Genomic DNA, 11,111 nt, shown 5'->3' with positions numbered 1-11,111 from the left:
GGGCACACCGGAATTCACGCTGGGGGACAGACCGATCTCTACTCGCCGGTGGCGACATCAATGAGCAAATCGACTGGTTGATCCAAGAATCCCCTCGCCTTTAGGCAGGGGAGTGTCAACGAATAACTCATTCCCAAATCTAAAATCTAAAATCTAAAATCTAAAATGGCATAACCCCGATGATTATATCTGATACTTCTACTGACAAATCTTTGCCCTCAAATTCCCACCACCATCACGACGATAAATCAGCCCACCCTCACCATCACGATGAAGAATCGATGCGGCGGCTGGTAAATCGCTTGTCTCGGATTGAAGGACACGTCCGCGGCATTAAAACAATGGTGCAAGAAAACCGTCCCTGTCCCGAAGTTCTCGTGCAAGTTGCTGCGGTTCGAGGAGCGCTCGATCGCGTGGCGAGAATCATTCTTGACGAACATTTAACTGAGTGCATTGCCCGAGCAGCTAAAGAAGGCAATATCGATACGGAAATAGAAGAGTTGAAAGCGGCTTTGGATCGGTTTTTGCCTTAGCCGCTGCCAATTTTTACAGAACAAAACCTGCAAGTTATGACTGATATCGCATTTTTTAAGCATCTTTTACAGACGCGGGGAAAGCGTCAAATCTTCTCCCCCTCGTCCCCATTCCCACAACACATAATTTGTATGCTCCGCAGCTTATGAAAGCGAGTTTGGTTAAAAAAGAATTAGTTAGGTTTGTAGTAAGACGGAAGTCCTCAAAAGCTTCAAAGGCTGACTGCAAACAATTAGACGATCGGCGATCGATCGGACGCGGTATGAAATGTCTAGACTTTTGTGAGCTTGGCTTTTAGCTGGTATTTGACTGTTGCGTAAACGGCTTTATAGGAAGCCTCAATGCTGTATTCCTGCTGCAACCACTCTTGAATTTCTCCATAGCTTTTAAAGCCTTTCTGAGGGTCGCTGAGGCGCATTGCCAAACTAGCGCGGGCCAGAGGAGGAATGGCCGGCTTGCGGCCGCCACTGTGTTTTGTTTCGAGGAGTCCTTCGAGTCCGTCAGAGCGGTACTTTCTCAGCCACCGCTGCACTGTAATTCGGTTGACCCCGATCGTCATTGCCAATTCTTTAACTGTCTTAACGTGACAAATTTTGAACAGGTAAAGTGCTTGAATTTTTTGAAAGCCGCTTGCTGTTTTTTGTTCAGTTAACAGGTTTTTTAGTTCTTCAATTGTCTCTGTGATGCTAAGTTTACATACTCCAGCCATATCAATTACCTCACGATTTGCGCTCTACAATAGCTTTGTTTGACAAGGGAGCAAAATCCGCTCCTATTCTAAATGCTCGCCTTTTGTTTGCCATGAAGCAATACATAAGCGCTCTCATTAAACTTTTTCAGTCCAGGACGCACTCTGACACTCAGAAACCGGGGTTTTTTAACCGGGAGCAAGGGCTGCAACGAAGTTTTTTAGTAAAAAACCAGGTTTCTGGGTCAGTTTTGTATTTTACGGACAAGCGTCATTGCTAATACTGATGTCAGTTAACCGCTCGACTGCAATATTAGCTGCAATAGTGGAATTTTAAAAAATACCATTTATTCTCTTTTTGCTAAACATACATCATGGTTTTCGTGATATTTACTGCTAATTTTTGCGGAGGTATTGGCGATTTTTCTTCATTAGTTGCTAGCAAACAGGCGAATGTCTGTACACCAGCGATCGCATTTTTATACAGAGATTCCCATACTTCCAGAAGTGCATTTCTGGCTTTCGCTGTTCGAGAAATCCTGATAGATTAACACTGTCATCAGCCGGAGCGAGTAGCGCCGAGTGACGTTGCAACCGACTTTCCTGCCACGGGCAAGTATCAGTGAAACTACTTGTTCGATCGCCAGTTGAGTAAAACACGGCGAGGGTGGCATTGTCAATTTCGCAGCATTACAGTAACACTATCGGCTATTTTTCCCCGCCTGCTGTGATTCCAACGGCGGTTTCTATGTGATACTACTAACATTAATAAGTGATCTTGGTCACAGTAATACTCAGTAAGCTCAACTAGCCACAAAAAATTATGGGTTCGATCGCACTTTCCACCCAGAATCCTTTGATTTAGTTAGGAAGTGCGATCGACATGGTTGTAAACATTTTTATGTAAACATTTTTAACCGAGGGGAAAAGAGAATACTGTTTTGTCCTTCACCCTCCCCAAACAATCTAATTTATACTCAAATCTTGCAGATTGAGGGAAGCCTCACGCTGGGTGTGAATCTTTCAGAATCTAAAATCTAAAATTGCAGAACATCCGGTGCAATCAACTTAGTGAGAGTATTCTTCATTTAAAAGGTGTAGAGAAGCCATAATGAACGTTGACGAACTGCTCAAGCTATACGCAATAGGAGAAAGAAATTTTAGCGGGGTCTACCTGCACGAGGTTTACCTCTACGAAGCAGAATTGATTGGAGCCAATCTGTATGAAGCCGATCTGATTGGAGCCAATCTCAGCAAAGCCAAACTCAACAGAGTCAACTTTGGCAAAGCCAATTTGTGCAAGATTAATTTGAGCAGAGCAGACTTAGGTGGAGCAGACCTCACAGAAGCACTTTTAGCTGAAGCTAACCTGAATCGAGCTGAGTTGATGGGAGCAAATCTCAGCAAAGCAGACTTGAGCGGAGCTTCCCTGATCCAAGCAACTTTAATTGGAGCCAACATATCTCGCGCAACACTCTGCCGTGCAGACTTGCACGGAGTAAATCTTTACGCAGTAAACTTGCGTAGGGCGGTGCTCACAGAATGCGATTTAATTGGGGCCAACTTGAGCAAAGTAGACCTCAGCGGAGCCGACTTAATGGGAGCGACCCTAATTAGGGCAGACTTGACTGAAGCGATTTTAAGTGCGTCAGACTTAAGCGGAGCAAACCTGCTGGGAGCAAACCTGACAAAAGTCAACCTGAGCGGAGTATATCTTAAGGGTGCAACGATGCCCGACGGCACGATTCACGACTAATTTATTTGTTAATTTTTATGGTTGCCGAGAACTGCGGCTAAAGGGTAATGAGTAATTCATTACCCTAATTTATTGGCAGCGAAATCTTTATTTGACACTCAGGTAAGGCCTAGAATTTCAATTTAGGGTGCTGGTGGCGCAAAGAACTCCTACATACGGCGAGTCATTCGATTGTAGATTTGAGATTTTCGATTTTGGATTGATCCCACGGATTAATTCGGAGGCTTGAGGATTTGAGATTTGAGATGCTTTCGATTGATTCCACGGATCGAGCACGTGGCGGGTACCACCTTTGAAATTCTTGGTCAAAAGATTTGTTGGGTGAACTTGTGTTATGTTGATTTTCAATTGCTTCGATAACAGCTATTTTAGATTTAATATTTTGGATTTTGGACGGTTAAAATGAAACTCAGAATCCTCGCTGCTGCAACGCTGCTGATCTCGATCGCCCCGATCGCTCCTGCACCCGCCGAGAACATCCAACACACGCAACAATTACTAGCCACCCGAGAGTGCCCCAACTGCGACCTCAGCAGTGCAGGTCTGGTTTTAGCCAACTTAACAGGAGCCAATCTCAAAGGTGCTGACTTGAGGTTGGCTAACCTCAGCCGAGCCAACCTCACCGGGGCCGACCTCAGCGGAGCCAACCTCAGCGGCACCAGTCTGTTTGGCGTCAACCTCACCGGGGCAAACCTCAGCGGTGCGAACCTCAGCGGTGCGGACTTGAGAAGTGCCTATCTCAGCGACGCCAATTTGCAAGGCGCCAATTTAACTAACGCGCAACTGCTCGGAGTTAGAGGAATGCCAACAAATATCGGCACTGCTGAAGACTTCTACCGGTTGGGAGTGCTGGAAGCTCAAGCGGGAAACTACAGAAACGCCATTGATTATTACAATCAAGCCCTGAATCTGAAATCGGATTTAGCAGCCGTTTATTTTGCGCGCAGTATGTCTCGCGCTGACTTGGGAGACTTCGCCGGGGCGGCTCAAGACGCGGCCAGAGCAAACCAACTCTTTGCAGCTCAAGGAAATCCCCAAGGTCAGGAGTTGTCAAAGCAGTTAGGCGAAGCCATTGTAGCACGCCAAAAGCCTACGGAACCCCGCACTTCCAGCCGCGGCGACTTTATGAGTCTTCTGGGATCGATCGGTTCTGTGCTGGTGAAGCTAATCTTGCCTTAAAGACTTGTGAACGGCCTGCTCCAACGACTTTTCATGCTGCGCCAACCCAAGCGATGCAGAGCGTTTCATACACCCATCTGGCTTTACTAAACCTCTCAAGTATTTAAGGCAGATATACTTAGCCTAGGCGGGATATATGTGTCTAGGCTAGTTTAACTATTGAAGGACGGAATATGAATAGATTTGAAAATATATCAGTAAGGGGTTTTCGGCGTCTTCAAAACATCGATCTTGAGATGAGAAATCTCATCGTCATGATTGGTGCAAACGGATCGGGAAAAACTTCTTTTTTAGATATTCTTTCAATACTAGCCGCTTCCGCCAGTGGAAATTTACAGAATTTATTGCAACTTAAAGGTGGCTTGAATGAAATTTTGACAAGAGGTAAAGTACAAGAACTGGAAATTGAAATTTCAATGCAAGTGCCAGAGGAACAACCTTTGATGTACAACTTAACATTGTCGCCCAAAGGTTTATCCTATGAAGTCAGAGACGAATATTTAACACAGCAGAGAGAGCCAATCAAAACGGAACCATTCAAGTATATTGAATCACAAGGTTTGGATATTAAATATTTTCAAGAAGAAAGCAGAGGATTTGTGAGACCGAATTGGGATCACAATCCTCTTGAAACATCTCTTTCTCAAGTTCCTAAAATGTATCGCGAACCTGAGAACCTGAGAAAGAGCCTTGCTTCTTGCACATATTATGGAGCACTCGATGTTTCAGAGAAAAGTCCAATCCGTCTACCTCAAGCAATGCGCCCTGCAAAGTTGCCTGGAGCAAGCGGTGAAAACCTTGTTTCCTGTCTTTATGACCTTCGGGAGACCGATCCCGACCGTTTTGAAATGGTTGAAAATATTATTTCTGCTGCGTTTCCAGATTTCGAGCGGTTAAACTTTCCTCCGGTTGCCGCAGGAACTATGTCTATGACTTGGAAAGATCGAAATTTTCCTCAGCCTTTCTATGTCCATGAGTTATCAGAGGGCACATTGCGCTTCCTATGGTTGGTTGCGCTCCTGCAAAGTCAAACTTTAACAACTATTACGTTGCTAGATGAACCAGAAGTTAGCCTGCACCCGGAACTCTTAAGACACTTAGTTTATCTAATGAGAGAAGCTTCAAAACACACTCAACTGATAGTTGCAACACACTCAGATCGACTGATCAAATTTCTTAAGCCACATGAGGTTTTGGTCTGCGACTTGGAAGAAGGTGAGGCAAAAATGAGGTGGGGTGACACTTTTAATCTGGATAAATGGTTAGAAGATTACAGTCTTGACCAGCTTTGGGAAATGAATGTGATGGGTGGCCGTCCATGAAAATTGCTATTTTGGTTGAAGGTGCTACTGAAATGGCATTTAGAAAGAAGCTTCTTGAGTTTCTGCAAAGTCGTTTACAAAAAATGCCCAAACTCCGCTTTATACCACAACATGGTGGAATTCCCAAGGCAGAAAAACTCAAGCTTATTGTTGAAAATCTCCTCGATAATGATGGCTATGATGCTGTAATTGCACTTACAGACGTTTATACGGGAAAGCAGGACTTTAAAGATGCCAATGATGCTAAAGAGAAAATGATGACATGGGTAGATAACAACCCAAAATTCTATCCTCACACAGCATCACATGATTTTGAAGCATGGCTTCTTCCTACTGGACAACTATCCAGAAGCTAGCGAAACACAACCGTTCTGCTCCTAGCGGTTCGCCTGAAACAGTGAATCATCAAAAGCCACCTTCCTATTGGATTAAGGAAATTTTTAGAGCAGGAAAATGCAGAAGAGACTATGACAAAGTGAGTGATGGAGTGGCTATTTTGAAAAACAACGATCTGATGATTGCGATTCAAGCTTGTCCAGAACTAAAAGCTTTTGTGAATAGAATTATCTCTCTCTGCGATGAAGATAAAATAATTTCTTGATGTCCGATGTTAGATCCCCGACTTCTTAAAGAAGTCGGGGATCTAGGTGTTCAGTTTTTTAGGTTGTTCTAGCTAATTCAGCGGAATTTCGATCGAGAACTGAGTACCCTGACCGGGTTGAGAAAGACACTTGAGTACGCCTTGGTGTTTCTCCACTACAATTTGATAACTGATAGACAGTCCTAAACCCGTGCCCCGACCGACGGGTTTAGTAGTAAAAAACGGATTAAATATGTGAGAGATTAACTCTTTGGGGATGCCGTGACCGTTGTCGGCAATACAAATTCCTACGGTTTTTTCATCGATCAATTCGGTGCGAATCCGAATGCAAGGGGATTGAGAATCAGGAATCAAACACTCGGTGCTGGCATTTATATCTCCTGACTCGACAGCCAGTTTTTGGGAGCTTAAATGTGTCGCCGCTGCACTTGGTGCTTTAAAGGGAAGATTCATAACTCGCTCTTTTTGTCCCATTTCTAGGGCGTCAAGGGCATTACCGATCAGATTCATAAATACCTGATTGAGCGAGCTGGCATAGCATTCTACTAAGGGCAAATTGCCGTATTCTTTAATGATTTCTACAGTGGAGCGATCGGACTTGGCTTTGATCCGGTGCTGCAAAATTAACAGGGTACTCTCAATGCCTTCGTGAATGTCAACGGCTTTTTTCTCGGCTCGATCGCTCCTGGAAAAATTCCGCAAAGATACAACTAATTGGCGGATGCGCTCAACTCCGACTGTCATGGAACCCAAAATTTTGGGCAAATCTTCGGCAAGAAATTCGATGTCGATCGCTTCGGAGCACTCGCTAATTTCTGGGTTGGGATTCGGGTAGTGCTGGCGGTAGAGTTCCACCAAGCAGAGTAAATCTTTGGTGTATTCGCTGGCGTGGGACAGATTGCCGTAGATAAAGTTAACGGGGTTATTGATTTCGTGGGCGACGCCCGCCACCAGTTGTCCGAGACTGGACATTTTCTCGGTTTGAATCAGTTGGGCTTGGGTATTGTGCAGTTCTGTGAGGGTTTTAGCTAGCTGTTCGGCTTTCGCTCGATCGGCAGTTGCTGCATTGAGACTTTCTTGATAAAGTTCTGCTTGGTGAATGGCGATCGCAGCTTGAACAGCTAAATGTTGCAGCAATTCCTGTTCTGCTGTTTGCCAAACTCTCGGCCCGCAACACTCGTGGGCAATTAGCAACCCCCACAATTGGGAATCTTTGCCGATCAGGGGCACAATTAAACTTCCCCTCACCTGCATTTTTTCCAAAAATTCGCGGTGACAAAGCGTTAAATCATCAGTATAACTATCATTAATTGCTCGCACCCGTCCAGCTCTGTCAAAGCAGTCTGAGCCTTCGGTAAAGCATTCTTGTGGAAATTTGATACCTAAAATAGACTGCCACTGGCCGCGAACAGCTTCGACAACTACCTCGCCCTCGGAGCCTGCGGCAAATTGGTAAATTACCGTGCGATCGGTATCGAGCAAAACTCTCACTTCTCGCACAATAGTTTGCAGTATAGTTTTTAAATCTAAGGTGCTGCGAATCTGGTCTCTAACTCGCGTCAATACTTGGGCAAAGTCCAAAGATTTTTGCAATTGGGCGGTACGTTCTTGAACTTGGCGCTCCAAGTTGGCATTCAGGGCCTGCACTTCTTTATAAAGAACGTACTGCCCAATTGCCGAACAAAATTGGCTGCCTATAGCCAAAGCTTGCTCGATCTCCTCCCACTTCCACTCGGGCGACTGACCTTTTTTTATTTCTCGCCAGACTTCAAAGGATTGTCTGGGAAGGATTTGTGCAGCGCTGCTGTCAAAGCGCCCCGCCCACATTTTTTCGGTATCAATTGCATTGCGAAACACGGTCAAACAGCCGACCGCTTGTTGTTTGTAGTGGAGGGGAATTACCAGCAAACCCCGAATTTGAGTAGCTTGAAAAGCAGGAACTAAAACTCTAAATAGAGGCTCTTTGTATAAGTCTGCAACGATCCAAACAGGCAATTGGGAACTTGTGCTGAGCGTAGCCGAAGTATTAGGAATTGGGAAGTTGGGAATCTCTGCGGTATTTTTCAATCCTTTGATTAGCCATTCCTGCCAGAGCGGATGAGCTTCGATCGCCCTGACTTTTTCCCAGTCGGGAAGTCTCGGTTGCTCGCCTGTGACGAACAGTTCAAAGGTAGCATCACTTTGGGCAGGAGCAATTGGAAATCCTCGCTCAATTTTGGGAGGCGATAACTTTTCACCCTTGATTTTTGACGGGTTGAGATAAAGTCGGCCGCCACTCCCGCCCAAAGCGGTGACGGTGGCTTCTAAACCCTGTTGCAGTTGAATGTTGACGTTACCGTACAACAGGGCTGCTATGCGGCTCACGGTAGCTTCCCGGGCGGCTTGAGAGCGGGTTTGCTGGAGGAGGAGCGCGTGGGCGATCGCGCTAGACAATTGATCTGATACGAGCTGAACTACTTCTAAATCTGCTGGTGAAATATTGAGGGGGGCACAGTGGTGAGACACTAAAAGTCCCCACAGTTCGATGTGAATTTTTTGATTGTTTCCTGGCTCGTATCGAGTCAGACAAGTCGCCGCATCGCAGATATCTGTGTTGCTGTTTTGCGACGCGCTCCTCCGGTGCAAAATCGGCACGACTAAGGAAGATTGCACTCCCATTGCCATCAGGTAAGCTGTGTGACAAGGATCGAGCGATCGGTAGTGCATCTCTTCATTTAATAAAGGTTGACCGGTGTCTGCAGCATCGAGAGGACTCTGGACGATCGTCCCGGAGTTAACATCTATTATTGTCCGCTGGCGCATAGTGACATACATCTCCCGGGCGCGCGCGGGAATGTCGTCTGCTGGAAAGTGCAGTCCTTTCAAGGAAGGAAGACGTTTGTTATTAATTGACTCAGCAACAACTTCTCCACTTCCGTCGGCACTAAACCTGTAAATCATAATGCGATCGGTTAGCAAAAAAGACCGCACTTCTGCTACCGTACTGGTTAAAATATCTTCTAATTCTAGAGATTGGCGGATGCGTTCTGTTATCCGCCGCACCAAAACTTCTCTGTCTAGTTTATGATGTAATTCTTGCGTATTTTCTGTGAGTTTCATAAATCTCCTTTTGTAATTATACAATAATAATAAGAAGTTTTGATGTGCTGTAGTCGCGAGCAAATTCAAAAGCATCAGCCTGAGTTTTTGACTCATTTGACTCAACCGATCTGTACAATTAATTGGTGGCGCACTGGTGAGAGACGACGGTATATCGGCTTTGGCGCGCTGAGGTAAGGAAAATCTGCGATCGCAGATTTTCCTTACCTTGAACAGGCAGAGCGACTTAAGCAAATAATAATTATTATTTTAATCCTCTTATAAATTTCTCGCAATATTAAACTTTTACTATCTATGAGAATTATTTATTGTGAGAAGAACTTGACATTGCTTGTATAACTTCATAGAATGATAGTTAACGAAAGAATTTGAGTTTTTATCAGCGGGCAAGACGCTGACTAATTTCCTGGCGCACGCTCATCAAAATTTTACCCAAATGATTTTGACCGGTTCGGTCGCAGCCGCATCCCCAGTAGTAATCCGTTTGGGAATCCTCGACAATCACTCGATCCCCTGTGGCGAGGAGAATAGCTTGAATGTCTGTATGAACGAGAAACTTAGTTAAAACTGCTTCGCGCATAATGGGAATTTTCACCGTTTCCCAATCAGCGCGAATCCGGTGGTTCGGATCGCGACCTAATTTGGCGGCTTCTTGAGGAGTTGGTACGGCTCGAATCGCCGCCACTAATCTTTCATCAGCGCTGACAAATTTTTGGGCTTGATAGTAATGTTCCACAGTCAACCAATCTTGACCGTGCAGACTAATTTCGTGTAGTGAAAAATTAGAAAAGCAGCCGTAAGGCTCCTCTACTTTATAAAAATAAATTATCATTAGATTTTAGATTTTAGATGTTAGATTTTAAATTTTACAGGATTTACGCAGAACCTAATTATCTAGGGCGCTTAGGGGCGCACCTTACTTTACAAGATTTACGCAGAACCTAATTATCTAGGATTCCATGCACACCGCACCTTACTTTACAAGATTTACGCAGAACCTAATTATCTAGAGTGCTTAGGGTCGCATCTTACTTTACAAGATTTATGCAGAACCTAATTATCTGGAGTGCTTAGGGTCGCACCTTACCGCTATTGGGAATGAGGAATTGAGAATAAGGAATTGGGATTTAAGAATATTCTCTCTTCTTTCTTCCTTCTTCCCTCAAAATCCATCCGTTAAATCCGTTGCTGAACTTCCTTCGTTCTAAAATGGCATCAGCTTTTTAAGAGCGCGGTTAGCGATATCGGTATAACGCAGTTCGCCACATAAAATTTTGCTCGTCAACTGAGTAGCGATCGGCAATTTGACGCCCGCTCTGCAAGCAGATCCTGTAAGCTGATAGAATGCCCCAGCCCAGCGATCGTCCCAAACCAAATCAGTTCCCCATTTTTGGGCGATTGAGTGTACTGCTTCTTAGCGTCGCCTGCACGTCCAAGAGCTCGATCGCCTCAGCGGCATTAAATCCGCTAAATATGGCAGTCTGAGTTAGTTATAACTTCCCAAACAGAATTTTTAAACTCAATCCCTTTGACTTCTGTAGAATCTCTAAGTTCCGCACCAGTTTTTTGAGCTTGTTTAATTAAAAAATCGTCAAATACATCTACATCTTGCTGTACCATCCACATTGGCGAATTTATCTCAACTTCCACCGGGTATTGCATTTTCCAGGTGTAGCTAATTTTGTTAGCTTTCAGAGAAATAACTGGCGTGCGGTCAAAATCGAGCCATTGGGCGATCGCCCCAGAAACGCCGCCACAAGGTTGATTGCGCGGCAAAGATGCTTTTTCTACTACCAAAACAGAACGTCCCTGCTTTGCCAGGTGATAAGCTGCTGTGCTGCCTGCCGGGCCTCCACCGACAATTATGCAATCAAACATTTTAGTCATTTGTCTGTTGTCTGTTGTCTGTTGTCTGTTGTCATGAGTTATTAG

At 44.8% G+C, this 11,111-nt stretch carries 9 protein-coding genes and 1 pseudogene; 5 read left to right on the top strand and 5 right to left on the bottom strand.

Features of this window, described 5'->3' with window-relative positions:
* Positions 1-179 precede the first annotated feature (179 nt).
* Positions 180-533, top strand: a complete 354-nt coding sequence (locus tag QUA56_RS25495; RefSeq protein ID WP_333363441.1) for a metal-sensitive transcriptional regulator — start codon at positions 180-182, stop codon at positions 531-533.
* Positions 534-805: 272 nt separating this feature from the next.
* Here QUA56_RS25495 and QUA56_RS25490 read toward each other — a convergent pair whose 3' ends face one another.
* The gene (locus QUA56_RS25490) at positions 806-1,243 is read right to left on the bottom strand and encodes a helix-turn-helix domain-containing protein (protein WP_333363440.1); all 438 of its coding nucleotides are present in this window, start codon (positions 1,241-1,243) and stop codon (positions 806-808) included.
* A gap of 417 nt (positions 1,244-1,660) precedes the next feature.
* A complete protein-coding gene (locus tag QUA56_RS25485) occupies positions 1,661-1,882 on the bottom strand; it encodes a hypothetical protein (RefSeq protein ID WP_333363439.1) in 222 nt (73 codons plus the stop codon).
* Between the two features lie 451 nt (positions 1,883-2,333).
* Here QUA56_RS25485 and QUA56_RS25480 point away from each other — a divergent pair, with 451 nt between their 5' ends.
* The 4 genes and pseudogenes from QUA56_RS25480 (at position 2,334) to QUA56_RS36935 (ending at position 6,080) form a co-directional block, all read left to right on the top strand.
* Positions 2,334-2,978: a pentapeptide repeat-containing protein gene (locus QUA56_RS25480; protein ID WP_333363438.1), complete on the top strand. Its 645-nt coding sequence runs from the start codon at positions 2,334-2,336 to the stop codon at positions 2,976-2,978.
* 402 nt (positions 2,979-3,380) lie between these two features.
* A complete protein-coding gene (locus QUA56_RS25475) occupies positions 3,381-4,157 on the top strand; it encodes a pentapeptide repeat-containing protein (protein ID WP_333363437.1) in 777 nt (258 codons plus the stop codon).
* A gap of 173 nt (positions 4,158-4,330) precedes the next feature.
* Positions 4,331-5,479, top strand: a complete 1,149-nt coding sequence (locus QUA56_RS25470; RefSeq protein ID WP_333363436.1) for an AAA family ATPase — start codon at positions 4,331-4,333, stop codon at positions 5,477-5,479.
* Positions 5,476-6,080: pseudogene (locus tag QUA56_RS36935) on the top strand (DUF4276 family protein). Before QUA56_RS25470 ends, QUA56_RS36935 begins: the two are co-directional and overlap by 4 nt.
* 72 nt (positions 6,081-6,152) lie before the next feature.
* Here the strand turns inward: QUA56_RS36935 and QUA56_RS25455 are convergent.
* From QUA56_RS25455 to QUA56_RS25445, 3 genes are all read right to left on the bottom strand, one after another.
* A complete protein-coding gene (locus tag QUA56_RS25455; protein WP_333363433.1) occupies positions 6,153-9,179 on the bottom strand; it encodes a GAF domain-containing protein in 3,027 nt (1,008 codons plus the stop codon).
* 379 nt (positions 9,180-9,558) lie between these two features.
* Positions 9,559-10,011 (bottom strand): NADAR family protein, encoded by a 453-nt coding sequence (locus QUA56_RS25450; protein ID WP_333363432.1) that lies wholly within the window; start codon positions 10,009-10,011, stop codon positions 9,559-9,561.
* A 635-nt stretch (positions 10,012-10,646) separates the two neighbouring features.
* Positions 10,647-11,066 carry an FAD-dependent oxidoreductase gene (locus tag QUA56_RS25445; RefSeq protein ID WP_333363430.1) on the bottom strand — a complete coding sequence of 140 codons (420 nt, stop codon included), beginning with the start codon at positions 11,064-11,066 and terminating at the stop codon, positions 10,647-10,649.
* Between the last annotated feature and the right edge of the window lie 45 nt (positions 11,067-11,111).

Origin of the sequence: Microcoleus sp. N3A4 (assembly GCF_036701805.1) — a bacterium.
Taxonomy (GTDB): domain Bacteria; phylum Cyanobacteriota; class Cyanobacteriia; order Cyanobacteriales; family Microcoleaceae; genus Microcoleus.
The sequence above is the reverse complement of the archived record's forward strand: the minus strand, read 5'-3'. Positions and strand labels throughout refer to the sequence as shown.

What these genes read in the sequence shown, in the direction of transcription:
- QUA56_RS25495 (WP_333363441.1), top strand. Translation starts at nt 180, where the DNA reads ATGATTATATCTGATACTTCTACTGACAAATCTTTGCCCTCAAATTCC.
- QUA56_RS25490 (WP_333363440.1), bottom strand. Translation starts at nt 1,243, where the DNA reads ATGGCTGGAGTATGTAAACTTAGCATCACAGAGACAATTGAAGAACTA.
- QUA56_RS25480 (WP_333363438.1), top strand. Translation starts at nt 2,334, where the DNA reads ATGAACGTTGACGAACTGCTCAAGCTATACGCAATAGGAGAAAGAAAT.
- QUA56_RS25475 (WP_333363437.1), top strand. Translation starts at nt 3,381, where the DNA reads ATGAAACTCAGAATCCTCGCTGCTGCAACGCTGCTGATCTCGATCGCC.
- QUA56_RS25470 (WP_333363436.1), top strand. Translation starts at nt 4,331, where the DNA reads ATGAATAGATTTGAAAATATATCAGTAAGGGGTTTTCGGCGTCTTCAA.
- QUA56_RS25455 (WP_333363433.1), bottom strand. Translation starts at nt 9,179, where the DNA reads ATGAAACTCACAGAAAATACGCAAGAATTACATCATAAACTAGACAGA.
- QUA56_RS25450 (WP_333363432.1), bottom strand. Translation starts at nt 10,011, where the DNA reads ATGATAATTTATTTTTATAAAGTAGAGGAGCCTTACGGCTGCTTTTCT.
- QUA56_RS25445 (WP_333363430.1), bottom strand. Translation starts at nt 11,066, where the DNA reads ATGACTAAAATGTTTGATTGCATAATTGTCGGTGGAGGCCCGGCAGGC.